Annotated in this window: 24 protein-coding genes and 1 pseudogene; 17 read left to right on the plus strand and 8 right to left on the minus strand. The window is 60.4% G+C overall.

Features of this window, described 5'->3' with window-relative positions; genetic code table 11:
- Nucleotides 1–62 precede the first annotated feature (62 nt).
- Nucleotides 63–638, minus strand: a complete 576-nt coding sequence (locus RAE04_RS05385; protein WP_027018851.1) for a CueP family metal-binding protein — start codon at nt 636–638, stop codon at nt 63–65.
- Nucleotides 639–1,042: 404 nt separating this feature from the next.
- Between RAE04_RS05385 and RAE04_RS05390 the strand changes: the two genes are divergently transcribed.
- The 5 genes and pseudogenes from RAE04_RS05390 (at nt 1,043) to RAE04_RS05410 (ending at nt 6,446) form a co-directional block, all read left to right on the plus strand.
- On the plus strand, nt 1,043–1,765 hold the full coding sequence (locus RAE04_RS05390; RefSeq protein ID WP_198492299.1) for a response regulator transcription factor: 723 nt from the start codon (nt 1,043–1,045) through the stop codon (nt 1,763–1,765).
- Nucleotides 1,762–2,889 (plus strand): HAMP domain-containing sensor histidine kinase, encoded by a 1,128-nt coding sequence (locus RAE04_RS05395; protein ID WP_317026672.1) that lies wholly within the window; start codon nt 1,762–1,764, stop codon nt 2,887–2,889. The genes RAE04_RS05390 and RAE04_RS05395 overlap by 4 nt, the downstream gene beginning before the upstream one ends.
- A gap of 140 nt (nt 2,890–3,029) precedes the next feature.
- Nucleotides 3,030–3,356, plus strand: coding sequence for a heavy-metal-associated domain-containing protein (locus RAE04_RS05400; protein WP_150851786.1), 327 nt, complete (start codon nt 3,030–3,032; stop codon nt 3,354–3,356).
- 51 nt (nt 3,357–3,407) lie between these two features.
- Nucleotides 3,408–5,642, plus strand: a complete 2,235-nt coding sequence (locus RAE04_RS05405) for a copper-translocating P-type ATPase (protein ID WP_317026673.1) — start codon at nt 3,408–3,410, stop codon at nt 5,640–5,642.
- A 93-nt stretch (nt 5,643–5,735) separates the two neighbouring features.
- Nucleotides 5,736–6,446: pseudogene (locus tag RAE04_RS05410) on the plus strand (IS6 family transposase).
- Nucleotides 6,447–6,536: 90 nt separating this feature from the next.
- Here the strand turns inward: RAE04_RS05410 and RAE04_RS05415 are convergent.
- From RAE04_RS05415 to RAE04_RS05430, 4 genes are all read right to left on the minus strand, one after another.
- Entirely contained in the window at nt 6,537–7,115 is a 579-nt protein-coding gene (locus tag RAE04_RS05415; protein WP_317026674.1) for an LURP-one-related/scramblase family protein, read from the minus strand.
- A gap of 28 nt (nt 7,116–7,143) precedes the next feature.
- Nucleotides 7,144–8,340, minus strand: coding sequence for an HNH endonuclease (locus RAE04_RS05420; RefSeq protein WP_317026675.1), 1,197 nt, complete (start codon nt 8,338–8,340; stop codon nt 7,144–7,146).
- Nucleotides 8,341–8,434: 94 nt separating this feature from the next.
- Nucleotides 8,435–9,235, minus strand: coding sequence for a PrsW family glutamic-type intramembrane protease (locus RAE04_RS05425; RefSeq protein WP_317026676.1), 801 nt, complete (start codon nt 9,233–9,235; stop codon nt 8,435–8,437).
- Nucleotides 9,232–9,666: a hypothetical protein gene (locus RAE04_RS05430; RefSeq protein WP_317026677.1), complete on the minus strand. Its 435-nt coding sequence runs from the start codon at nt 9,664–9,666 to the stop codon at nt 9,232–9,234. The genes RAE04_RS05425 and RAE04_RS05430 overlap by 4 nt, the downstream gene beginning before the upstream one ends.
- Before the next feature lie 117 nt (nt 9,667–9,783).
- Here RAE04_RS05430 and RAE04_RS05435 point away from each other — a divergent pair, with 117 nt between their 5' ends.
- The 3 genes from RAE04_RS05435 to RAE04_RS05445 are packed head-to-tail and all read left to right on the plus strand — an operon-like array spanning nt 9,784 to nt 11,271.
- Nucleotides 9,784–10,149, plus strand: coding sequence for a heme transporter (locus RAE04_RS05435; protein ID WP_317026678.1), 366 nt, complete (start codon nt 9,784–9,786; stop codon nt 10,147–10,149).
- Nucleotides 10,149–10,988: a hypothetical protein gene (locus RAE04_RS05440; RefSeq protein ID WP_317026679.1), complete on the plus strand. Its 840-nt coding sequence runs from the start codon at nt 10,149–10,151 to the stop codon at nt 10,986–10,988. The genes RAE04_RS05435 and RAE04_RS05440 overlap by 1 nt, the downstream gene beginning before the upstream one ends.
- Nucleotides 10,966–11,271 (plus strand): CHY zinc finger protein, encoded by a 306-nt coding sequence (locus tag RAE04_RS05445; protein ID WP_198492306.1) that lies wholly within the window; start codon nt 10,966–10,968, stop codon nt 11,269–11,271. The genes RAE04_RS05440 and RAE04_RS05445 overlap by 23 nt, the downstream gene beginning before the upstream one ends.
- On the opposite strand, the gene RAE04_RS05450 is transcribed toward RAE04_RS05445, so the two are convergent.
- The gene (locus RAE04_RS05450; RefSeq protein ID WP_317026680.1) at nt 11,268–11,828 is read right to left on the minus strand and encodes a hypothetical protein; all 561 of its coding nucleotides are present in this window, start codon (nt 11,826–11,828) and stop codon (nt 11,268–11,270) included. The genes RAE04_RS05445 and RAE04_RS05450 overlap by 4 nt on opposite strands.
- Nucleotides 11,829–11,850: 22 nt before the next feature.
- A complete protein-coding gene (locus tag RAE04_RS05455) occupies nt 11,851–13,161 on the minus strand; it encodes a M20/M25/M40 family metallo-hydrolase (protein ID WP_317026681.1) in 1,311 nt (436 codons plus the stop codon).
- A 78-nt stretch (nt 13,162–13,239) separates the two neighbouring features.
- Here RAE04_RS05455 and bioB point away from each other — a divergent pair, with 78 nt between their 5' ends.
- Genes bioB through RAE04_RS05470 form a run of 3 tightly spaced genes read left to right on the plus strand, consistent with a single transcriptional unit; the run spans nt 13,240 to nt 15,426 of the window.
- The gene (bioB, locus tag RAE04_RS05460) at nt 13,240–14,220 is read left to right on the plus strand and encodes a biotin synthase BioB (protein ID WP_239236566.1); all 981 of its coding nucleotides are present in this window, start codon (nt 13,240–13,242) and stop codon (nt 14,218–14,220) included.
- Entirely contained in the window at nt 14,220–14,492 is a 273-nt protein-coding gene (locus RAE04_RS05465) for a hypothetical protein (protein WP_284791774.1), read from the plus strand. The genes bioB and RAE04_RS05465 overlap by 1 nt, the downstream gene beginning before the upstream one ends.
- Before the next feature lie 10 nt (nt 14,493–14,502).
- Entirely contained in the window at nt 14,503–15,426 is a 924-nt protein-coding gene (locus RAE04_RS05470; RefSeq protein ID WP_317026682.1) for a Sir2 family NAD-dependent protein deacetylase, read from the plus strand.
- Here the strand turns inward: RAE04_RS05470 and RAE04_RS05475 are convergent, their stop codons facing one another.
- Nucleotides 15,427–16,416: a triacylglycerol lipase gene (locus tag RAE04_RS05475; protein WP_317026683.1), complete on the minus strand. Its 990-nt coding sequence runs from the start codon at nt 16,414–16,416 to the stop codon at nt 15,427–15,429. It lies immediately after the preceding gene.
- A gap of 301 nt (nt 16,417–16,717) precedes the next feature.
- Here RAE04_RS05475 and RAE04_RS05480 point away from each other — a divergent pair, with 301 nt between their 5' ends.
- From RAE04_RS05480 to RAE04_RS05505, 6 genes are all read left to right on the plus strand, one after another.
- Nucleotides 16,718–17,023, plus strand: coding sequence for a helix-turn-helix domain-containing protein (locus RAE04_RS05480; protein WP_317026684.1), 306 nt, complete (start codon nt 16,718–16,720; stop codon nt 17,021–17,023).
- A complete protein-coding gene (locus tag RAE04_RS05485; protein WP_317026685.1) occupies nt 17,016–18,164 on the plus strand; it encodes an MFS transporter in 1,149 nt (382 codons plus the stop codon). The genes RAE04_RS05480 and RAE04_RS05485 overlap by 8 nt, the downstream gene beginning before the upstream one ends.
- Before the next feature lie 475 nt (nt 18,165–18,639).
- The gene (gene amn / locus RAE04_RS05490; RefSeq protein ID WP_317026686.1) at nt 18,640–20,043 is read left to right on the plus strand and encodes an AMP nucleosidase; all 1,404 of its coding nucleotides are present in this window, start codon (nt 18,640–18,642) and stop codon (nt 20,041–20,043) included.
- Nucleotides 20,044–20,117: 74 nt separating this feature from the next.
- Nucleotides 20,118–20,630 carry a phosphoribosyltransferase gene (locus RAE04_RS05495; RefSeq protein WP_198492315.1) on the plus strand — a complete coding sequence of 171 codons (513 nt, stop codon included), beginning with the start codon at nt 20,118–20,120 and terminating at the stop codon, nt 20,628–20,630.
- A 21-nt stretch (nt 20,631–20,651) separates the two neighbouring features.
- Entirely contained in the window at nt 20,652–22,133 is a 1,482-nt protein-coding gene (locus tag RAE04_RS05500) for a SulP family inorganic anion transporter (protein WP_317026687.1), read from the plus strand.
- A gap of 285 nt (nt 22,134–22,418) precedes the next feature.
- Nucleotides 22,419–22,916: a ferritin gene (locus tag RAE04_RS05505; RefSeq protein ID WP_317026688.1), complete on the plus strand. Its 498-nt coding sequence runs from the start codon at nt 22,419–22,421 to the stop codon at nt 22,914–22,916.
- Nucleotides 22,917–22,956 lie beyond the last annotated feature (40 nt).

Below are 22,956 nucleotides of genomic sequence, written 5' to 3' on the forward strand. Positions count from 1 at the left end.
TTCCTTGGTGTTAGATTTCAGTGATACGGGAGACAGGCGCAGGTGAGGACCCGGCTGAGCCATCACGTCAGGTGCAGGTCTGTGACACAGGTGGCACCGTCGTCGCCGGTGGAAAACTCCGTTGTGCCGGTACGCCCCTGGTAGCTGACCTCAATCAGACCGGTGGCATCATCGGGAAGCCAGAAGCCAATAAACCCGTTGTCGAAGGTGGTTGTCGCCTCGTCCACCAGCACCTCACCGGTCGCCTCATCGGTGATCGTGACCTGGATATCCTCATTGTCGAGTTCCCCCTGGCAGGTCGTGAGGCTGTGGTAGAAGCAGTCGTGGGTGGAGGTGAGATAGGGTGCGATCGAGACATACGTCTGATTGTCGGGAAGATCGAGCACAACTTCCTGGTCATCGCTCGAGAGCAGCAGTTCATCGGCACGTACTGAGGCGATCAGATCCGTGGGACGCTCAGTGACCTTCTGCCGGTCGAGGTGATCAATGATCTCCACCGCGTCCATGTCGGCCAGGCCATGGGCAGTCAGGAATGTGTCCTGCGACACCGTCCCATCGGCGGTGGGTTCCGGGTCGGCAGCCGAACACCCCGTGAGGGCGAGGGCAAGGGCGGCGGCTGCGATCGCTGCTCGTTTCACGTCAATCTCCTTGGATCGTGGTAAGACCATGAGAAGACACCGTCTCAAGGTCGATGCCATACCTTTATCTAGCACGGGTGCCTGACGGACTAGAAATCAAAAACCCTGTTCACAGCCTTATAACAGGGCGAAAAGGGGGTGAATTCGGTGGGCTGGGTCACCACCGGGACACCACCCCACAGCCGTGGGTGATGTACTTCTACCCGCCCCGGGTATGCGGTGCAGACAGTGAAATCCCTGGTGGCGCCTGCTGAACCGACCAGGGGAGGCGATGCCGCCGACCCAGGGTGGGACACAGGGGTGACGGCGGTCGAAGGGTGATGTTTGAAGATTTGATGAAGATTTCCCCGCCGGGCACTGAGCGAGGGTGGTATTCCCCCCTGACCGGAGCGATACTGGGGTCTATGGCTGACCGCACACCGACCACCGCCACGCCCCCGGGGCGGGTGCTGGTCGTCGATGATGAACAACCCCTGGCTCAGATGGTGGCCTCCTACCTCATCCGGGCCGGCTTTGATACCCGCCAGGCGCACACCGGCACTCAGGCCGTGGACGAGACCCGTCGCTTTTCCCCCGATGTTGTGGTGCTGGATCTGGGGCTGCCCGAACTCGACGGCCTGGAGGTGTGTCGACGCATCCGCACCTTCTCGGACTGCTACATCCTCATGCTCACCGCGCGTGGCAGCGAGGACGACAAGATCAGCGGTTTGACCCTGGGGGCGGATGACTACATCACTAAACCTTTTAGCATCCGGGAACTGGTGACCCGGGTGCATGCGGTGCTGCGCCGCCCGCGCACCAGCACCACCCCACCGCAGGTGACTACCCCCTTGATCGTTGGTGACCTCATCCTTGACCCCGTCGCCCATGAGGTACGGGTGGGGGAGACGACCGTGGAGCTCACCCGCACGGAGTTCGAGCTGCTGGTTGCCCTGGGCCTGCGCCCTGGCCAGGTGCTGACCCGCCATGACCTGGTCACCGAGGTCTGGGACACCACCTGGGTCGGTGATGAACGCATCGTCGATGTTCACATCGGCAACTTGCGTCGCAAGCTCGGCACCGACACCCAGGGCCGGGGGTTTATCGACACCGTGCGTGGCGTGGGCTACCGGGTGGGGCAGCCATGAATCACGGACCCGGCCTGACCTTCCGCTTCCTAGCCGCCCAGGTGTTGGTCGTGGTGATTAGCCTGCTGGTGGCCGCGGCCGTGGCCACGATGGTGGGCCCGACCCTGTTCCATGATCATATGTTGATGACCGGCCGGGAGGACCCCTCGCTGGAGCTGTTCCATGCCGAGCAGGCCTACCGGGGCGCTAACCTGATCACCCTGGCCGTCTCCCTGCCCACCGCCTTGATCAGCGCTCTGCTGGCCAGCCTGTGGTTATCGCGTCGTCTGCGCACCCCCCTGCAGGATCTCACCCGCGCCGCTACCAGCCTGACGGCCGGCAACTCCCGTATCCGCGTGCCCGCCGGAAAAGCAGGCCCCGAGGTCACCACCCTGGCGCATGCCTTCAACACCATGGCCGACCGGCTGGAACACACCGAACAGGTCCGCCGCCAGATGCTCTCTGATCTGGCCCACGAAATGGGCACCCCCTTATCGGTGCTCACGGTCTACCTCGATGGTCTCCAGGACGGGGTCGTGGACTGGAATAATGCCACCCACACGATCATGGCTGACCAACTCACCCGCCTGACCCGGTTGATGGAAGACATCGACGATGTCTCCCGGGCCCAGGAACACCGGATCGATTTGGACCTGGCGGAGGAAGGGCTCGGGGATCTGCTCCATACCGCCGCTGTTGCCGCGGGGGAAGCTTATGCTGACAAAGGCGTCGATTTACAGGTCGAGAGCATTGCAGACACCGCCCGGGTGCTCGTGGACCGGCAACGCTTCGGCCAGGTGATGAGCAATCTCCTGTCGAACGCGCTACGGCACACCCCGGCCGGCGGGCAGGCCCGGATCAGCGTCCACCGACAGGGGGCGTCCACCGCGCTCATCCACGTCGCCGATGATGGCGAGGGCATCCCACCTGACCAGCTCGGACACATCTTCGAACGCTTCTACCGGGGGGATGCCGCCCGCAGCCGGGACAACGGCGGGGCCGGTATCGGTCTGACCATCTCCAAGGCATTGATCGAGGCCCACGGCGGCACTCTCACCGCCACCTCCCCCGGACCTGGTCGCGGAGCGGTGTTTGCCCTCCGCCTCCCGCTGTCCCCTCCCGAAAGTGAGGAGGCTGCTCGGTGACCACACCCTGCCCCGCGTGAGGGCCGTGCCCTCTACCCCTTGAAAATATACCCCCAGGGGGTATGCTGAAAATATACCCCCTGGGGGTATACGCTAGAGAGCGGCATCGCCGCACCCCACCGAACCGAAGGAGCTTTCCCATGATCACCTCCCCGCCCCGCCTCTTGCCGATGGCCTCCCACGGCTGCAGCTGTTGCGGACCTGCCTCACGTGCCGACACCGCCTCCACCCCTGCCACCAGCGACTCGTCAGCAGGAGGGTCCTCCCCTAGCTACCAGGTCACCGGCCTGACCTGCGGGCACTGCGCGAAAAGCGTGACCCAGGCCCTTCAGGCCCTTCCCCAGGTCGACGACGTCCAGATTGATCTCGCTGCTGGTGGTGTTTCCACCGTCACGGTCACCGGTGTCGTACCTCCGGAGATGGTTCGCCGGGCCATCGAGGAGGCCGGCTACACCGTCTTATCCTGATCAGTTTTACCCATCATCTCGACCCCGACCGGGTTGAGCGAAAGGAACGTCATGAGCACTCCCCACCATTCGGGTGATCACCATGGTGATCACCCCGCTCCGGAAACAGACCACACCCACCACCCGGATCATGCCGGCCACGAACACCACGCACATGCCGACACCCACGGCCAGGCGATGCCCCACGATCACCCGCACTCCGCCCTGGACGACGACCACCACGTTCATGGTCACGGCGAACACGCCGGACACAGCACCGCAATGTTTCGGGACCGCTTCTGGTGGTCGCTGATTCTGTCCATTCCCGTCGTTATTTTCAGCCCCATGGTCGCCCAGCTGCTCGGCTACCAACTCCCGGCATTCCCCGGATCCACCTGGATCCCCCCGGTGCTGGGCACGATCATCTTCGTCTACGGCGGAACGCCTTTCCTCAAGGGCGGATGGAAAGAACTGAAATCCCGCCAACCCGGGATGATGCTCTTGATCGCCATGGCCATCACCGTGGCGTTTGTCGCCTCCTGGGTCACCACTCTGGGGCTGGGCGGTTTTGAGCTGGACTTCTGGTGGGAGCTGGCCCTGCTGGTGACCATCATGCTGCTGGGCCACTGGCTGGAGATGTCCGCTCTCGGGGCCGCGTCCTCCGCGCTTGACGCACTGGCTGCCCTGCTGCCGGATGAGGCCGAGAAAGTCATCGACGGGACCACCCGCACCGTGGCCATCTCCGACCTGGTCGTCGACGACGTCGTGCTGGTGAGGGCCGGTGCCCGGGTGCCGGCCGACGGAACCATCCTCGATGGAGCCGCCGAATTCGATGAGGCGATGATCACCGGCGAATCCCGTCCCGTCTTCCGCGACACCGGTGACAAGGTGGTCGCCGGTACCGTGGCCACCGACAACACCGTCCGCGTCCGGGTGGAGGCTACCGGCGGGGACACCGCCTTGGCCGGGATCCAACGCATGGTTGCCGACGCCCAGGAGTCCTCCTCCCGGGCCCAGGCCCTGGCGGATCGGGCGGCGGCGTTGTTGTTCTGGTTCGCGCTTATCTCCGCTCTGATCACCGCGGTGGTGTGGACCATTATCGGCAGCCCGGACGATGCCGTCGTGCGCACGGTCACGGTGCTGGTCATTGCCTGCCCGCATGCCCTGGGCCTGGCGATTCCGCTGGTCATTGCGATCTCCAGCGAGCGGGCCGCGAAAGCCGGTGTGCTCATCAAGGACCGAATGGCGCTCGAGCGGATGCGCACCATCGACGTGGTGCTCTTCGACAAAACCGGCACCCTGACCGAGGGTGCGCACGCGGTCACCGGTGTCGCGGCAGCTGTCGGCGTCACCGAGGGAGAGCTGCTGGCCCTGGCCGCCGCCGCGGAGGCCGACAGTGAGCACCCCGTGGCCCGCGCCATCGTGGCGGCCGCGGCCGCCCATCCCGAGGCCTCCCGTCGGCAAATCCGTGCAACTGGTTTCAGCGCCGCCTCCGGCCGGGGGGTCCGGGCCACTGTCGATGGCGCTGAGATCCTCGTGGGCGGGCCGAACATGCTGCGCGAGTTCAACCTCACGACCCCGGCCGAGCTCACCGACACCACCAGCGCCTGGACCGGGCGTGGGGCCGGTGTGCTCCATATTGTCCGTGACGGTCAGATCATCGGTGCGGTGGCCGTCGAGGACAAGATCCGCCCCGAATCCCGCGCCGCCGTGAAAGCCCTGCAGGACCGCGGGGTGAAGGTTGCGATGATCACCGGCGACGCCCAGCAGGTGGCCCACGCCGTCGGTCAGGACTTAGGCATTGATGAGGTCTTCGCCGAGGTCCTGCCCCAGGACAAAGACACCAAGGTCACGCAGCTGCAGGACCGGGGTTTGAGCGTGGCCATGGTCGGTGACGGTGTCAATGACGCCCCCGCTCTGACCCGCGCGGACGTCGGTATCGCCATCGGTGCCGGCACGGATGTGGCCATGGAATCTGCCGGGGTGGTCCTAGCCAGTGATGACCCGCGGGCAGTGCTGTCGATGATTGAGCTGTCCCAGGCCAGCTACCGCAAGATGATCCAGAACCTGATCTGGGCCTCTGGCTACAACATCCTCGCTGTGCCGCTGGCCGCCGGAGTGCTCGCCTCGATCGGCTTCGTGCTGTCCCCGGCCGTGGGCGCGATCTTGATGTCTGCCTCGACCATCGTGGTGGCCCTGAACGCCCAGCTGTTGCGCCGCATTGATCTGGATCCGGCTCACCTGGCTCCGACCGAGTCGAAAGAGGAACACGCCACGCCTACTCCGGCATCCACCGCCGTCCACTGATCCACCACTTCTCTCCACTGCCCCCATATGACCCTGAAAGGTGTTGTTGCAAAGTTGGGGCAGTAGGAAGAGTGACGTGAAATAGTCACAGCCATGGGTATTTTCTCCGGTTGTCATTTTTCCCGTGGCATCATTCTGTGGGCAGTGGGTGGTACTGCCGCTACGGGGTGGGCTACCGCGATCTGGAGGAAATGATGACTTCAGCGGGGCGTGCCGGTCGATCACACCAGGACCTACCGCTGGGTGCAGAAATACGCCCTTGAGCTGGACAAGCAAACACGGTGGTACCGGCAGGTACCTGACTGGCAGGCCAGTTCTTGGCGGGTGGATGGGACCTATATCCGGGTCGGCGGCAGGTGGTGCTGCCTCTATCGGGCGATCACCGCCGGTGGCCAGACCCTGGACTTTTACCTCTCTTCGAATCGGAACGTGGCTGCAGCGAAGTGTTTCCTGGCCAAGGCCGTCAGATCCAATGCGTCAGCCGGGTATCTCAGAGTGATCAACACCGATAAAGCACCCTGCCTTGCCAGGGCAATCGCCGAGTTGAAGTCAGAGGGAATCTGCCCGCCAACAGTGGAACACCGGCAGGCGAAATACCTCAACAACATCCTGGAAGGCGGCCATGGTCGGCTGAAGCGGATCCTCGGTCCGAAAGGCGCGTTTAAGAACCGGACATCTGCATATCGGACGTTGAAAGGGATGGAGGCGATGTACTCATTGCGGAAAGGGCAAGGCGCGATGTTTGCCAACGGGCAACCGAACCCAGACGCGGTGATCGTCAACCGGGTCTTCGAGACCGCCTAACAACGCCCACACGCAGCGGCCATCAGGGAATGAGAAACTGAGTCTTCGCTGCTCTCCGCCCAACTTTGCAACAACACCTTTTTATTTTTCTTAGTCGCTGTTCTTTTGCTTAGTGCGCAGCATATCCATGCTCATCACGGCGCCGATGATGGCGGCGTGATGTTGCTCATTGAGGCCCGGCGTGATGCGCAAGCGATACGTGTTTTTGCCCATGAAGAAATTACCCATGCCAGTCCATTCGTTAGAGACGTCAGCAAGCAGGCGATCTTCTGAAGTGATGGAAAGGTTCCAATCCCAGAAGTCGCCGTGAATTTCGACGTCGGCAAAGCCCTCCATGGTCAAGTCCAACTTTGTCTTGAGCATGGAGAAACGCTTGGTAATAACGGCCATGGGCTTTTCGATTCCCGGCAAGTGCACCTCATAGGTATCCCGCAGAAAATTCGGCGGGTCCGAAATCGTCATGACCGTCTGTAGCGGGTTGCCTTCAGCATCCGTGAGTGCGACCTCCAAGCTGCGAGAGGATTTAAACACCATGTCTTTGAGGCTGGTGGACTGAAGGATGGTGCCCACAGGAGTGCCGTCTAGATCGGTGATCATGAACTGATCGTTGAGGAAGGACTTAGTCTGGGTAATTACGAGCTCATCTAGCGTGAACAAATTTTGCGTCATACCAGCCACTGTAGGGAAACTGGTGGTTTTATTCCTCCTCCCTAGAGGTGGTTTTCTGCTGGCGCATGAGTTCTTGCGCTTCCTCGTAGGCGCGAGCGCGGTGGGCAGTCATGGTTTGAGCAAATGTCTGCACCCAATTCTTGTTCTTGGGCGTCAGCGGGCCGGAGGGCTCGGTGGTGGTCCACGTGCCATCCTCAAAAAGCCAGATGATGTCGCGCGTATGTGGGTCCATGACATAAAAGGCTCGGCCATCGGTTTTCACGTTGTGGTGGTGCTGGCATAAGCAGGCGAGGTTTGCCGGGGTGGTCGGCCCGCCGTCCGCGTGGTTGATGCGGTGGTCCTTCTGGCAGGCGGATGCCGGGCGGTTGCAGCCGGGGTAGCGGCAGGTGCCGTCGAAACCTTCCAGGTACGCGGCCATAGCGGCGGGAGTGATATAGCCCTTGACCTCGTGGTTAGGGTCCATCTCCCGGATTTTAGTGTAGGGCAGCGCATTGGAGCGCGCCGGGTCGAGCCAGCCCACCGACTCAATGAACGCCGGGGAATTGGGCACGTCGGTGGCCTTGTAGGCGTTGAGGATGATCTCGGGGGCTTGGGTGCGGCCGGTGAGGAGTGCAACGGCGGCGTCGGCAAGCGAGCAATCTAGCTCCAGCGCGGTCTGCCGGACGCACTTATCGACGCTCGCGATAACCGCCGGGTCCGCACTCAAAGTCACCGCCGAAGTGTTATCGCCCCAATTTTCCATGGTGTAGCGCGGCTGGGTAGGGCCCTGGGTGACGGCCAATGTGTCATCCGCGAGGTTGATGAGCTCGTTGAGTTTGCGCTTGATCTGTGCCTGAGTGCGCATGGCCTGGTTCGGCCGGGTAGGGGTGAGGTAGGCGGTGAGCTGCTCATCGATGCGCGCCACCACCTCCGGTGTCGGATTTCCCAAGCGGTTGAGGGACTTATTGATGGCAATAATCCGGTCGAGGTCCAAGTGGTAGAGGCGGTGCTGCAGCGCCTGGAGCTCAGGCAGTTCCTCCAAGCGGTGCAGCGCCATGAGGATATGACCAATTCGGCCTTCATTGACGCCGGTGGTGCGGTAGAGGGATTGGGTAACTAATTCGAAATCAGAATCGAGCTTCGGGACTTGGCTCACCCAGAACTCGTATTCCGCCTTTCGCATCTCAAAGGCTAAGCGTGTGGTGGGGTCGGTGGTGTTGGTCGTGGAAAAGTAAGGTTCTTCCATGGCGCATCGTACCTAAATTATCGTGTGAACTTGTGTACGATTCACACCTTATAGCACCCACCGGACACGAACCTTTTTGAGACGTTTAGGCAGCTCAGAAGCTATATTCTGGATCTTTAGTGGGTAGGGTATTTTCGCTTCTTTGTGCCGCATATTTTCTATCTTGCTTGCGCATGAATCGCAGGCCCCAGATAATAAGCGTCCAGGTGATAAGGGCGATAACAAGGATGGTTACCGGCCAGTCACCCGCAATCATGGTCGCGCCATTGAACAAGGTATGTAGGGCAATAGCGGCCAGCCAGAATCCGGCCACCTGCCAGTATCCGTGGCGTGCCCCCGCATAGAGCTTGCCGACGCCCCACGCCGCAACCCCCGTATACACTGCATGGCTAAAGGCGCCAGTGAGGATTCGCCCGGTACCGGTAATAATGGCGCCCCAGAGGTCGCCATCCAGGTTAGTGATGGTCGCGTTCAGGATGAATGGAATATTTTCCATGACATCAAAGCCAAGGCCTACGGCCATGCCGACCGCGGCGGCTTGGTAGGGATGCTTCACGTTTCCAAAAGCCGCAATAATAATGACGACGCCGAGGAGCTTGATGGTTTCTTCTGGAAGCGGCGAGTAAAAGGCCGCGTCCAAGTAGGTAAGCCCCAGCTTGTCCGAAATCCCCACCATCTGGTCGTTGAGGCTTACCACCACCGGCTGGGCGAGCGCACCCCAGAGGATGCCCTGCCACATCGGCCGCGGTCTGAACCACAACAATCCCAGCCCGAGCGTCAGGCCCACGCAGATGAGCGCACCGATGAGTCCAACCTCGGTAAACCGGCGATCGGCCAAGAAAAAGCCGGAGACTACAAGGCCAAAAGCGATAGATAGCCAGTACAGAGTCTTCATGCCTCTTCTACCTCCTGGGCAAGTTCTGCAGCGCGCGGTCCGCGCAGGGTAAGGAACGTGGTGGGGCCATCTCCCTCGATGCTGATGGCTACGAGGTCGCCATCGCTAAGCGTGCGCTTATCCCCGTCGCGGTCGATGTCTCCCTCCGGCATGGCCGTACCTTCACCCATTGCTCGGAGGTAGCGTCGGGTGGCTTGGTCTTTGTCCTGTACGCCGACTTCTTTAGCGCGGATCTGGGTGCCGTCACAGTTCCAGCGTGGTTCACTGCTGGTGGAGCCATCTTCTTCCGTGCAGGATAATCCGGGGATGCGGGCCTGTCCGGCCTGCACTTCAGAGGTGGGGTTGTCATACATGTCTGGCAGGAGCGCATTGGTGCCGTAGATGGCTCCAAATACTACGCCCGCCGCGAGGATGAGTGGTGTGCTTTTCATGCCTTCAACGCTAGGTACGCACTGCTCAGCGCGGTATCCTCCGCGGGGAGGATTAGGCCGGCCGCAGGGAGGATTCTTCCCTATAAGCTTTGTTAAGCCCTGTGATAGGTTGGGTGCGTGTTTGAGGAGCTAGAAGAAGAAGCGGAAACGAAAGACGAGCCCAGCCGCGTCTGGTGGCAGTGGTGGGCGCCCATAGCCATGGCCGCGGTCTTCGTTGGCCTACCGCCCGCCATCTATCAATTTGTCTCCGGTGCCACTTTGCTCATCCTCATGGCCGTGCTGACGGTGGCCATTGCTCTTGCCGATGGCACCACTTTCCGCGCCTCCTGGACCATTTTCTGCGTGGCGGGGCTGGCGTATTTTGCAGCCATGTCCCTCTACTTCAACGAGGGCACCTGGATATACCTCCCAGTATTTGTTTTCCTGGCATGGGCCGCGAGCAAGCTGGGGGCCGCGGTGGGCTCTAAGGAAGGGAAAAGCTAATGGAGACGTGGCGCCTAGAGCACCCCGAGGTGGGCACCATCGAGGTGCAGCGCGGGTATGATGCCGAATTCGCGGAGATGGGCCAGTGGCCTAAGAAAGCGAAGGACTTCACCCCGGTTCCAGGCGATGCCACCCTGCCGGAACGCCTCCGGCTCTGGCGGAAGAACCCGAGCCCACGCTTGCAGATTGTGGTGAACGGTCAGGTACGCAGCCGCCACGATCGGCCGCGTGCGGGCCGCTATTCACTTAAGAAGAAGATCGAAAAAGACCTCACCCTGCTCGAGAACTCCGCCCCGCGAACCAAGCCTTACCTAGATATCCAAGCCTCCCCCTTTGGCGAGCTCCTCGACGTGTACTACCGCAATGGGGAGGAGGCAGTCGCCCTCGAGCCCCCGGCCGGCTCCGTGGGGGAAAAGCGCCGCCACGCCATGGAGGAAAGCTCCTTCAAGCGGGTGCTGTATCCGCTTTTGGGTGGCCTGGGAAAGTCCGGCTGGGCCATTGGCGTGATCGTGCTTGGCCCGATCATCAGCCGCATCTTGTCCCGATTGCTGCCGGATTGGGAGCTGCCGGAGATTAACCTGCCGGATATCGCGCTCCCGGTGCCGGAGTTTCCGCAGATTGAGCTGCCGGTGCCGAATCTCGACTTCAACATCGACATCGATCTGCCCGACTGGCTCGTATTCCTCATGGATTACAGCAAGGTGTGGGTACCACTCATCATCGCCATCGTGGTGGGCATTCAGGCCGTGCGCAATGCTAAGAAATCCGAGGAAAAGAAGCACCAGTGGCAGCAGAATGGCGCGTATGCTGACGGCCATGAAGATTCACGGCGCGATTGATGCGGAGGGCCGGTGCAAGCATTGGCATTCGCCGCTGGATGTGGTGGCCAATAAGTGCGCCACCTGCGGGAAGTATTTTGCCTGCGCGCTGTGCCATGCCGAGCTTACTGAGCATGAGTTTGGGCCCATGCTTGTCGACGCCCCCTCGGTCCTCTGCGGCGCTTGCCGCACCGAGATGAACTACCACGCTTATTCCGCCGCGCCTGCGTGTCCCCACTGCGGGCATAAATTTAATCCCGGCTGCAGCGCGCATGCCGGGATCTATTTTCAGCTAGACCGCTAGAAAGAAGACAGCTGCTGTAGCTGCTGGATTTGCGGAATCTGCGGCAGCTGGAACTGGGATACAGCGTTCTGGGCAATCTTGGCCGCATCCGGGATGCGGAAGGTCTGGCCGAAGAAGGGGACGTCGATAGTCGGCTGGCCCGGGATGGTGCCCAGCTCGATGACCTTGGCGTTCTTGGCTGGCGCCGGTGCCGGGGCCGGAGCCGGCTTTGGCGCGGGAGCGTTGCCGCGCTGGCCGCCAGTGTTGACCGGCTTGCCCTGGCCAGTGGTGCCGTTTAGACCGCAGCGGGCAATAGCTTCGTCCATGCGGCCGATGGCGTCGCGAACCTCGTTGCCGCGTGGGTGCACGGTGGCAACGGCGAGGGCCTGGGACTTCTTCTGGTTGTAGTCAGCGGAGTTGGTCCAGTACTGCTTGGCCTGGGAGCAGGAAATCTGCCCGGCGGGCATCTTGGCTAGGAGGTTGTCAACGGCGTCGGCATGGGCAGCGGCAGGGGCGGCGAGGGTTACGGTCAGGGCGGTAGCTGCAGATAGCAGCGCGGACTTACGTGCAAAGCTCATGCCAGACATCTTGCCACACTTGTTATGCCTGTGACAGGCCAAGGAAGCGATTGACCAGGCTGCGGTAGGCGCGCACGGTGAGTTCGAGGTCCTCCAAGTAGAGATGCTCGTCGTGGCTGTGCAGCTGCGAATTGGCGCTGGCCATATCGCGGCCCTCAGCGTGCATGGCAAAGCCATAGGCGTTGCCACCCTTGCGGCGGGCGAAGCGCAGATCCGAGCCGCCGGTGGCGTGAACTGGGACGACGTCCTTATCGGGGAAGAATTCCTTGGAGGTGGCCTCGATGGCGCGCCACAGCTCGGTATCGGTGGAGGATTGCGTGGCATCTTCAGTAATGAGGTGTTCGATTTCTACCTCATCGGCCAAGTCTCCAAGCGCGTTGCGCAGGAAGTCATCCAGATCCTCCTGGGTCTGGCCGGGGAAGGGGCGCACATCCATTTCCAGATAGGCATGTGAAGGCAGCACGTTAATGGCGCCGCCGGCGCGCAGGACGGTCTCGGCGATGGTGGTGTGGCTAAAGGCATGCGCGTAGGCGTCGAGGTTGCCGAACTTGGAGTAGTCACCGGTGCCGTCGATAAGCTCCTGCTCGGTCTGGGGGTCAAACTTGAAGGTGCGCACGAAGCCCTCCCAGATCTCATTCGAGGCTGTAGGCGGCTCAGCGGCGGCGATGCGGCGAGCTACCTCACCGATCTTTACGATGGCAAAGTCCTTGCCATAAGGAGTGGAGCCGTGGCCGGCATCACCATGCACGTGCAGGCGGCGCTGGCCCGCGCCCTTTTCGCCTACGTTAAAGCCCACCGCGCCGGGCAGGTGGCTGCCGCCGGTTTCAGATAAGCAGTTCTTCCAGGAAAAGGCGTCGGGGTGGTTCTCGGACATAAAGCGCACGCCGAGCCCGCCGCGGGCCTCTTCATCGGCCATGCCGACGAAGGCGAGGGTACCGCCCGTGTTACCGGCGCGGGCGACCTCGCGCGTGACGGCGGCCATGGTGGCGGTAATGAAGAGCATGTCTACGGAACCGCGGCCGTAGAGCTTGCCGTCCTCGATGAGGGCCTCGAAGGGCGGCTTGGTCCACTTCGGCTCGTCCACGGGGACGACGTCGGTATGTCCCATGAGGGTGAGCGGTTCCTGGTCCGGATCTCCGGGGACGGTCACTACGATGGAAACACGGCCCGGGTGGGACTCGAAGCGCTCAATCTGCACGTCTTCACCTGCGAAGAATTTTTCCAGGCTATCCGCATTGCGCACCTCGTGGCCGGAGTCTGGCGTGAGGTCATTAACGCAGGCATTGCGGATCAGCTCTTGGAGGAGGGAGAGGGTGTCATCATAAAGCGTCATGCCCCTGAGGGTAGTTCCGTACATATTTATATGTGGTTTTAACCAAAGTTGAACGCCGTTCAAGTAGGGTTTAGCACCATGAGCATCGTTGACATCGCCCGTGAGAAAGCCCTAGAGCAAGGCAAAGGCCTCAACCAGGAAGAGCTGCTGCAGGTATTGCAGGTTCCGGATTCCCAGCTGGAGGAAATTGCCGATATCGCCCACCAGACCCGCCTGAAGTGGTGTGGTCCGGACGTATCGGTGGAAGGCATTATCTCCATTAAGACCGGTGGCTGCCCAGAGGATTGCCACTTCTGTTCCCAGTCCGGCCTCTTCGAGTCCCCAGTGCGTGCCGTGCGCCTCAATATCCCGGAGTTAGTGGAGGCGGCGCAGAAGACCGCCAAGACCGGTGCTACCGAGTTCTGCATCGTCGCCGCGGTGAAGTCGCCGGACGATCGCTTGCTGGACCAGGTGGGCGAGGCCATTGCCGCGATTAATGACGCCGTCGATATTGAGATTTCCTGCTCTCTGGGCACCCTGACCCGCGAGCAGGCACAGCGCCTGAAGGATATGGGCGCGCAGCGTTATAACCACAACCTGGAGACCTCCCGCTCCTTCTTCCCCAATGTGGTCACCACCCACACCTGGGAGGAGCGCAAACAGACCCTCGATTATGTGCGTGAGGTAGGCATGGAAGTGTGCTGCGGCGGCATCATTGGCATGGGTGAGTCCCTGGAGCAGCGCGCCGAGTTCGCCGCGCAGCTGGCAGAGATTGATCCGTGCGAGGTGCCGATGAACTTCCTCGATCCGCGCCCGGGCACCCCCTTTGCGGATCGCCCGCTGGTTCCGCTGGGCGAGGGCCTGCGCGCCGTGGCGGCGTTCCGTCTGGCCATGCCGTCTACCACCTTGCGCTTTGCCGGCGGCCGCGAGCTTTCGCTTGGCGACGACGGCACTGAGCGCGGCCTGCTCGGCGGCATCAACGCCATTATCGCCGGCAACTACCTGACCACCCTGGGCCAGCAGATTGAAAAGGATGTGGACATGTTGAACCGCATCGATCTGCCGATCAAGGCCCTGTAGTGGCTGGTTTATCCGAGCCGACGTCCGAATTGGCCGCTGCCGTCCTAGCTGGGGACGAGCCGATTTTTCACCCGAATACCGGCAAGCCGATCGAAGAGGCCTTCACGCTGCACCCGGCGGCCGCAGCCGGCCTCGATGTGCCGCGCTACTGCCAAATCTGTGGCCGCCGCATGGTGGCCCAAGTGCGCCCCGATGGCTGGCACACCACGTGCTCGCGCCACGGGGAACTGGATTCGGAGTGGCTATATGTAGAGCACTTGCCCGAAAGCTAGCATCGGGGGCATGGATCCCGCCGTCTCCCTTTCCCACCAGTCCGCGCTGCGTTCGATCGCCCGAGTGGTCGAGGAATCGGCGCCGCATACGGAGCCAGGGCGGGCTTTGGGGGACGTCGTCAAGCAGCTGCGCGAGGGTCCGGTAATGGTGCTAACGGGGGCCGGAGTGTCGACGGAGTCGGGCGTGCCCGATTACCGGGGACCGCGTGGCTCGCTCAGTAGACACCGGCCGATGACCTATCAGGAATTTCGCCACGACCCAGCCGCGAGCCATAGGTATTGGGCCCGCAGCTTTGTGGGATGGCGGGTTATGGATTCTGCGGTGCCTAACCGCACGCACTATGCGCTCGTGGAGTTAGAGCGCGCCGGGCTGGTCAATGGTGTGGTCACGCAAAACGTAGATGGCCTGCATAAACAGGCAGGAACCATGAACCTGGTCGCGCTGCATGGCGATATGGAAACCGTCGTGTGCTTAATGTGCGGGCAGCGGGAGGCGCGGCCGCACTTCGATGTGCGCCTAGCCGCAGCGAACCCGGGGTACTTGGAGCGCCTCGTCGTGGAAGCAGACCAAGTGAACCCGGACGGTGATGTGACGCTTGCTGAGGCCGACGTGGCTGCGTTCCGCATGGCAGGGTGCGAGCGCTGTGGTTCTGAATTGCTGAAGCCGGACGTCGTCTACTTTGGCGAGCCCGTGCCGCCCGAGCGCCGCGATGCCGCTTTTGCCGTGCTAGGCCAGGCCCGCTCGCTGCTGGTTGCTGGGTCATCGCTGGCGGTAATGAGCGGGTATCGCTTTGTGCTGGAGGCAAAGAAGCAGGGCAAACGTGTGGCCGTCATCAATGGCGGGCCCGGCCGGGGTGATAAGAAAGTGGATACGCTGTGGCGCACACAGGTAGGTTCGGCCTTTGATGCAATTCTCGATGAGCTGGAGCTTTAACTAGCGCGGAATAGTCTCCACCAGTTCCAAAATGGTGCGCACGATGGCGTGGACGCGCTTGTCCATCGGCATATCCTCGTGCATGACCACTGCTCGGCGGTCGAAGTCTTGGACGTAAATATTTCGCACGGTGCCCTCTGCGACGCCGCGGGGGTCGAGGAAACAGGTTTCGGGTGGGACCACGACGGCATCAGACCGGGTGGCAATGCAGGTATAGCTCACGCCGGATTCCAGATCGCCATCGCGATTGGTTTCGCGCAGGGCTTCACTGCCGACGACTTGGTCCATACCCGCCGGTCCGAACCAGCCATCGATGACGGAGCGCATTACCGCCTCTTGGCGCGGGGTGCGAATGAGGCGGCTGACGATGCCGCCGTAGGTAGTTCCGTGGTTTGGCGCGCTGATGCACATCAGATGGAGGACGTGCTCGGCGCCACCAATCATGCGCATCCAATAGCGGGCAAGCAGCCCGCCTTGGGAGTGTCCAATGAGAATAACCTTGTCCGCGCCGGTAGCTGCGCGCACGGCATCAATATAGGCGCCAAGTTGGCGTGCGGATTCCGCGAGCGGCTGGGTAGCGCGGTGCCCATAATCAGGGGCGAAGACCGCCCAGCCGTCTTGGCGCAGTTCATTGCCGAGGATTTGCCATACGCCCTTAGTATCGCAGGTGCCGTGGATGAGGATGACCGGCCAGGGCCGCTCCGCAGTAGGACGCGCGCCCCAGTCATCTTCAAAGATTCCGCGCGGCTTGATGCGCGCGCCAAGGGGCAGGGTAGCGGCGGCATCGGCGTCGAGGGCAGTATCGCCGGGGCTGGTCTTGACCTTCTGGGCGTTGATGAGGTCCGCGATTTCGGCCGCGACCTCCTCGCGCAGTGCCGTAGCTTCGGCAGGGGAGGCGACGCCGCGACGCGGGGAATCGGTCAATTCCTTGTCGTTGGCACGCCAGAATTTGCGGAGTTGTTCGGAAATAGTGGATTTCAACTCAGCCATGGTTCCGGATTGTACTCGTTATTGCAGGTTAACTGGGTTTTTGTCAGGGGTGAAGAAATTTATGGGCAAACCCTTGACCATCCTACGAAAGGTTTATAAACTTAGGCTTGCCTAATCACGGGCGGTGCTTGCAGGAGGGTGCGCTCCACTCCCTCCTTGGGTGCCGAGAGATTAGTCATGGGGAGAAGGCCCACCGATGCGCTGTCGGTGGGCCTTCGTTTATGCAAGAAATCTTGCACGAATGTCTCGAATGACTTAGTGTAGCCAATCGTTCAAGAATTCTTGCACGATTGGAGTTGGAATGAGCCCACGAAAATATGAGCATCCGGCCACCGAGGATTTAGAATTCGTCCGTGTATTGGCTGCAGTAAGTGATCCCATCCGGTTGGAAATGGTCAAACGCTTAGCAGACGGCAAGGAACACGATAGCTTGACGCTTGCTGACGACCTGCCTCGGTCGACCCTGACTTACCACACTCGGCAGCTGCGTGAAGCCGGTGTGACGTGGACAAGAAGCCAGGGGCGCACTTGTGTCATCTCTTTGCGCCGAGCCGATCTAGACGCGTGCTTTCCAGGTTTGCTCGACATGGTGATTTCTAATGCTTAAACAGCTATGGCCGTTAGTTTTGGGCAGCGTAGCACTCGGGTTGGATGCGTATGTTATTGCTGGGCTGCTGCCGCAGATTGCCGAAGACTTGGGTGCAAGTGGCAGCGTGATTGGCTTGGGTGTTACCGCTTTTACCGGTGCGTACGCGGTATGCGGCCCACTATTATCGGGTAGGGCGGGCAAGGATCCGCGAAATGGACTGCTGGGCGCTCTTGCTGTGTTTTCTCTGGCCAATGTTGTGACCGCTGTATCCCCTACGGTGGGTGTTTTTATAGTTTCGCGGCTGATTGCAGGTGCGGCAGCGGGAATCTATTCGCCATTGTCCGCGGCGGTAGCGGGCATGTCGGTCGCAGCGGAGCGTCGCGGACGTGCGCTGTCATTGGTGCTAGCCGGTTTGGCGGTGGGAACTGTTGCGGGTGTACCAGCGGGACTAGGAGTGGCCAAGCAGCTAGGCTGGCGGGCTGCCATTGCTTTGGTATCGGTGGTTGGCATGGCGGCGTTGGCAGGTTTAGCGATACGTAAAACGAGTGCTGTACCAGCTGTGCCCTCTTCCTCGCTAGGGCAGCGACTCCGAATCATTGGTCGGGTGGATAATTTCCTAACGGTCTTGGTTACTTTCTTCGTGGGAGTCGGTTCGCTGGGGCTGTATACCTATATTTCCGTGGTGCTCGAACGAGTGCAGGTAGACACCATTGGGGGCATGTGGATTTGGGGAATTGGCGGTGCAGTTGGTGCATTTGGAATCGGGCGGGTGCTCGATAAGGTAGAGAGTTCTCGCAAGCTAACGACCATAATCATTGGTTTGCTTGCTGCTGATTTTGCAATGTTGTTGCTTTTTCCCTCGAGCCGTATGGTGGCAATGGTGTGTCTTTTTGCATGGGGGCTTTTGGGTTGGTCTTCCATGGCACCGCAACAGCATTCGCTGCTCAGCGCAAATCCTGATGAAGGTGCGACTGCCGTTGCTGCTAACGCGTCCGCGAATTATCTGGGTTCGGCTGTTGGCTCCGCAGTAGGTGGCCTATTTTTGCCCTCCTCCACGGGAATCTTATTGGGGGCGCTATTCGTAGTCTTAGTAGGAATCGTCTGCAGTATCGGGGTGAGAGCCTTGTCTTTGCCTAAGCCTAGGGACAATGAGAATTAGGGATCTCACGGATCAAGGCAGGATGCCTGGGTCGGCAGAGACGCATATATTTCTCGTGGTGCAGTGTGCCGATAGGGTCCGGCAGACCGCAGTTCCTTGAGTGTTAACCGTGGCAATCTGCTTGCCGAATGCGGGGTTCGAACTCCATGGCCTCTGAAATGACGTTCGTACCGACGATGGTCATGGAACTCATAGTCCGCGCCTCATCATCGCGTGGTGGGAGGGGAATCTCACCAGGAGCTTCGCGGGAGTCGTCATGGAGCGCTACCCCCAAAGGTTCTTCGGTTGAATTGAATCGCTGACTACCGTACGCACTTCCGCCTCCATGTAGCGGATACTGTTTTGGCTCGTTGACTTTCGTGCGCCTTTCTTTTTGACAACGGTATCAGCAGCCATATCGCCCAAACCATGGCGAGAAGGGGAGTGAAAGCGCAGACCGCTGCCGCGCAGCTAAGTCCCCGCTACACTCGCGCTTATGACCGATCTGCAGCATGTCCACTCCGTTGATGAGGCAGTAAATCGCCTGATTGAGATCTACGAGAATTCCTGCGAGCTTGCGCGCAAGACGCTGGAATCAGGAAACCTAGATGACTATCGCTACGTGGTCTACCCCAAGGTCACGGTGGATATCCGCAAATGGCAGCCGATCGATCGTTCTGAGCCGTTTGGCTACGTCAACGAGGCAGGCAAGTACTCGGCGGTAATTTCCAAGCCACACATAATTCGGGATTACCTGCACGAGCAGCTGACCCGCCTAGCGGGCAATTATCCGTGCGATATCTTTGTTGGCCAATCGGACCAGCGCATCCCGCCGGAGTACATCAAGGACACAGGTGAAGCCCCACAAGAACGCGGACCTATTCCACGGCCGACGTTGGATGAGGTCAATGACGCGATCATTGATGGCGAATGGGATGCCTTCCACGGCGAGGAAAAGCCGCTGTTTCACTTTGGCGCCCAGCGCTTCGATATCGCATGTGCGCGCATCGAGCATTACACCGGCATCGAGGTCGATACGGTACAGAAATACATTTTATTTACTAACTACGCGATGCACACCACCGAGTTTGTGAAGTTTGGTTTGCGCGAGCTGACCAAGGAAGATTCGCGTTATACCGCCTTGGTGCTGCCCAATGGGGAGACCATCCATCCCAACGATGCGGTGGACCTTGATGTGGACGGTTTAACGTTGACCTCTCGGTATCAGATGCCGCGCTTTGATTTAATCACTGCCGGTGGCGATGGCATCACGATGATCAATATCGGCGTAGGCCCTTCGAATGCGAAGACCATTACGGATTGTTTGGCGGTGCTGCGCCCGGAGGCCTGGATTATGATCGGCCACTGCGCTGGCATGGACGGACGCATGCGCATCGGTGACCTCATTTTGGGCAATGCCTATCAACGCAATGACCACATCTTGGACCAGAAGGTTGCGGCGACCTCACCCATCCCGGCGATTCCAGAAGTACAGCGCATGCTCGAATCCGCAGTAAAGGCGGTGTACGGCGACGACAACTCGCTCATGCGCACCGGCACGGTGCTCTCCACCGATGACCGCAATTGGGAGTGGCGTACTAACCGGGACCTGTGGGAGTGGCTGCGTACCTCCACCGCGGTGGCTGTGGATATGGAATCGTGCACGCTCGCGGCCAATGGTTACCGCTACCGCGTTCCTTATGGAACTCTTCTTTCGGTCTCTGACCTGCCTCTTCACGCGGTGCCGAAGTTGCCGGCGCAGGCGCAGGCCTTCTACTCCAATTCGAAGGAAGCTCACGTAATGTGCGCGGTGCGTGCGATGGAGCATCTAGCCGAAAATCCAGAGCGCCTGCGCACCCGCAAACTGCGCCGGACTTTGGGCGAGGTTCCATTCCGGTAGGTGCCTTTTTCTTTGGCACGCATCGCTCGTTAAACTACAAAGAAAGCCCATGACGCAAAAGGAGCCACACAATCGTGACTGAAAATTGGATCCACCCGGACCGGGAAAACCTCACCTGGGAGGTCTTCGGCGAGGCGAGCCGAAACCTGTCGGAACAGATTGTGAAATCTGGTTGGTTCCCAGACCTCATCGTGGGCGTCGCTCGCGGCGGCCTGATCCCAGCCGGTGCTATCGGTTATGCCATCGGTGTCAAGGCCATGGGTGCTATCAATGTGGAGTTCTACACCGATATCGGCCAGACCCTAGACGAGCCTGTAATTCTTTCCCCGCAGCTGGATACGGATTCGCTGAAAGGCAAGAAGGTCCTGGTTGTCGATGACGTTGCGGACTCCGGCAAGACCTTGGATCTGGTGGTTAACCTGCTCAAGGAAACCGCAGACGATGTGCGCTCGGCCGTCATTTATACCAAGCCGAAGACCATCTTTGAGCCGGATTTCTCGTGGAAGAAGACCGATCAATGGATCAACTTCGCGTGGTCTGTGCTGCCCGTGATTACCGCGGATGGCTCGTTTAAGGAAGGCTCTTAAAGTCCACTAGTATGTGCAGGCGTGATTAAAGAACAGCCTGCTCCGACCAGCGTCATCGCCAGTTTCCGCTATGCATTTTCCTCGCCTGCGCGCCTGCGCAAGGAGGTATTCGGCGGATTGGCGGTGGCGCTTGCTCTGATCCCGGAGGTCTTAAGCTTTTCTATCCTCGCAGGGTTGGATCCGCGGGTGGGATTGTTTTCCTCCGTCGTGATGGCAATGTCCATTGCCTTCACCGGAGGTAGGCCAGCGATGATTTCCGCCGCGGCCGGTGCAGTGGCCTTGGTAGTCTCACCGCTCGCGCATGAACATGGGCATGACTATGTGGTCGCTGCAGTGCTTTTGGCGGGGATTATGCAGGTGTTATTGGCCGCGGTGGGTGTGGCCAAGCTCATGCGCTTTATCCCGCGCTCGGTGATGACGGGATTTGTGAATGCGCTGGGCATCATGATGTTTACTACGCAGCTGCCGCACCTAATTGATGTGCCGTGGATGGTCTATCTGCTGGTGGCCATTGGCCTGGCTATCATGCTGGGGTTGCCGCGACTGACTACGGTGATTCCCGCCCCGCTGATTACCATTCTGGTGGTCAGCATCATTGCGGTGGCGGCTGGGTGGAAGGTGCCCGATGTGGCGGACCAAGGCGAGCTACCTACTTCGCTGCCGGGGCTTTTCGTGCCGGATATTCCGTGGAACCTGGATACTCTGCAGCTTATTGCTCCGTATGCCTTTGGCATGGCTTTGGTGGGCCTGATGGAATCGCTGCTGACGGCCAAGCTGGTCGATGACATTACGGATACCCACTCCGATAAGACGCGCGAGTCCTTTGGCCAGGGCGTGGGCAATATCCTCGCCGCGGCCATTGGCGGCATGGGCGTGTGCGCCATGATTGGCCAGACCATGATCGGCGTGAAGGCATCCCAGGCGCGCACGCGCTTGTCGACGTTCCTCGCGGGCGCCTTCCTCCTTATCCTCTGCTTGCTCTTTGGCGAGACCGTCGGCCGCATTCCGATGGCCGCGCTGGTGGCGGTGATGATCATCGTGGCCGCAACGACGGTGGATTGGCATTCGGTTCGCCCGCGCACGCTGAAGCTCATGCCGCTATCAGAAACGCTCGTGATGCTGGTGACGGTGGTAGGAACACTGGCCACGCATAACTTGGCGGTGGGTGTGGTGCTCGGCGTGGTGGCGGCCTCGATCGGCTTTGCCCGCCGCGTGGCCCACCTGGTGGAGGTGGAGCACGTAGGCGATGCCGAGTATGCGGTGCGCGGCCAGCTCTTCTTCGCCTCCTCCAATGACTTGGTCTATGCCTTTGATTACACGCTGGATGCTCAGCGCGTGGTGATTGATATGAGCAAGGCCGAGGTATGGGACGCCTCTACGGTGGCAACGTTGGATGCGGTGCAGAAGAAATACGCCGAGCGTGGCATCGAGGTAGAGTTCCGTGGCCTGGAAGGGGCGAGCGCGCAGCGCCTGAATCGCCTGAGCGGCCGTTTAGGTGACTAAAGTCACAGTTTTAGCCTAGGGTGCGAGGGCTTAAGTAGTAGATGCCGAACTGACCGCAGACTCGCGTCGGCATAAAAGCAGAGTATCCGCGATGACCTCGAGTTCTTAGGGGAACTTTGCCCGCGCTTGGGGGCTAGCTTTGTCTTGGCTAACTTAGGTTATCCAATCTAAAAAAGCATAATGACGTGCAAGTTTACTTAAGTAGGCCTTGCTGGATCGCGGGAGAATCTCCGGTAGTGTGGTGCTTAGCACTAATTAATTTCCCCACACAGAAAGGTTTTTACGATGGACGAGAAGCTGCAAACCCTGTTGAATGGCCAGGTTATTAGCGAATATGGCGCTTCCATGGTCTACACCCAGCTGGCCTTCGAGATGGATAACCTCTCCTTCCCAGGCATGCGCGATTGGTTCATGGGCCAGGCTGCTGAGGAGCGCGAGCACGCAGAGAAGATTGCAGACCACTTGCTCTCCCGCGGATACCGCGTAGAGCTCAATGACATCCCGGTTGGCTCCGTCAAGGCCGCTAACCCGCAGGATGCCTTCCAGGCTTCCCTCGAGCACGAGCAGAAGGTTTCCGAGGAGATCCGCACCATCGCCCGCGCGGCGCTAGATGCACAGGATCTGGAATCCCGCCAGCTCGTTGACTGGTTCCTGAGCGAGCAGGTGGAAGAAGAGGCTACCGTTTCTGAGATTCTGGACCAGATCAAGCTGGTGGGCAATGACGGTTCGGGCCTGCTGCGCATCGATGAGCGCCTGGCTGGTCGCATCGAAGGCGGCGCCTAAGCGCGCGTGGGTGAATAACAAACCCATCAAGATTTAGCTC

Origin of the sequence: Corynebacterium sp. CTNIH16 (assembly GCF_032821655.1) — a bacterium.
Lineage (GTDB): Bacteria > Actinomycetota > Actinomycetes > Mycobacteriales > Mycobacteriaceae > Corynebacterium > Corynebacterium marquesiae.

What these genes read in the sequence shown, in the direction of transcription:
- RAE04_RS05390 (WP_198492299.1), top strand. Translation starts at nt 1,043, where the DNA reads ATGGCTGACCGCACACCGACCACCGCCACGCCCCCGGGGCGGGTGCTG.
- RAE04_RS05395 (WP_317026672.1), top strand. Translation starts at nt 1,762, where the DNA reads ATGAATCACGGACCCGGCCTGACCTTCCGCTTCCTAGCCGCCCAGGTG.
- RAE04_RS05400 (WP_150851786.1), top strand. Translation starts at nt 3,030, where the DNA reads ATGATCACCTCCCCGCCCCGCCTCTTGCCGATGGCCTCCCACGGCTGC.
- RAE04_RS05405 (WP_317026673.1), top strand. Translation starts at nt 3,408, where the DNA reads ATGAGCACTCCCCACCATTCGGGTGATCACCATGGTGATCACCCCGCT.
- RAE04_RS05415 (WP_317026674.1), bottom strand. Translation starts at nt 7,115, where the DNA reads ATGACGCAAAATTTGTTCACGCTAGATGAGCTCGTAATTACCCAGACT.
- RAE04_RS05420 (WP_317026675.1), bottom strand. Translation starts at nt 8,340, where the DNA reads ATGGAAGAACCTTACTTTTCCACGACCAACACCACCGACCCCACCACA.
- RAE04_RS05425 (WP_317026676.1), bottom strand. Translation starts at nt 9,235, where the DNA reads ATGAAGACTCTGTACTGGCTATCTATCGCTTTTGGCCTTGTAGTCTCC.
- RAE04_RS05430 (WP_317026677.1), bottom strand. Translation starts at nt 9,666, where the DNA reads ATGAAAAGCACACCACTCATCCTCGCGGCGGGCGTAGTATTTGGAGCC.
- RAE04_RS05440 (WP_317026679.1), top strand. Translation starts at nt 10,149, where the DNA reads ATGGAGACGTGGCGCCTAGAGCACCCCGAGGTGGGCACCATCGAGGTG.
- RAE04_RS05445 (WP_198492306.1), top strand. Translation starts at nt 10,966, where the DNA reads ATGAAGATTCACGGCGCGATTGATGCGGAGGGCCGGTGCAAGCATTGG.
- RAE04_RS05450 (WP_317026680.1), bottom strand. Translation starts at nt 11,828, where the DNA reads ATGAGCTTTGCACGTAAGTCCGCGCTGCTATCTGCAGCTACCGCCCTG.
- RAE04_RS05455 (WP_317026681.1), bottom strand. Translation starts at nt 13,161, where the DNA reads ATGACGCTTTATGATGACACCCTCTCCCTCCTCCAAGAGCTGATCCGC.
- bioB (WP_239236566.1), top strand. Translation starts at nt 13,240, where the DNA reads ATGAGCATCGTTGACATCGCCCGTGAGAAAGCCCTAGAGCAAGGCAAA.
- RAE04_RS05470 (WP_317026682.1), top strand. Translation starts at nt 14,503, where the DNA reads ATGGATCCCGCCGTCTCCCTTTCCCACCAGTCCGCGCTGCGTTCGATC.
- RAE04_RS05475 (WP_317026683.1), bottom strand. Translation starts at nt 16,416, where the DNA reads ATGGCTGAGTTGAAATCCACTATTTCCGAACAACTCCGCAAATTCTGG.
- RAE04_RS05480 (WP_317026684.1), top strand. Translation starts at nt 16,718, where the DNA reads ATGAGCCCACGAAAATATGAGCATCCGGCCACCGAGGATTTAGAATTC.
- RAE04_RS05485 (WP_317026685.1), top strand. Translation starts at nt 17,016, where the DNA reads ATGCTTAAACAGCTATGGCCGTTAGTTTTGGGCAGCGTAGCACTCGGG.
- amn (WP_317026686.1), top strand. Translation starts at nt 18,640, where the DNA reads ATGACCGATCTGCAGCATGTCCACTCCGTTGATGAGGCAGTAAATCGC.
- RAE04_RS05505 (WP_317026688.1), top strand. Translation starts at nt 22,419, where the DNA reads ATGGACGAGAAGCTGCAAACCCTGTTGAATGGCCAGGTTATTAGCGAA.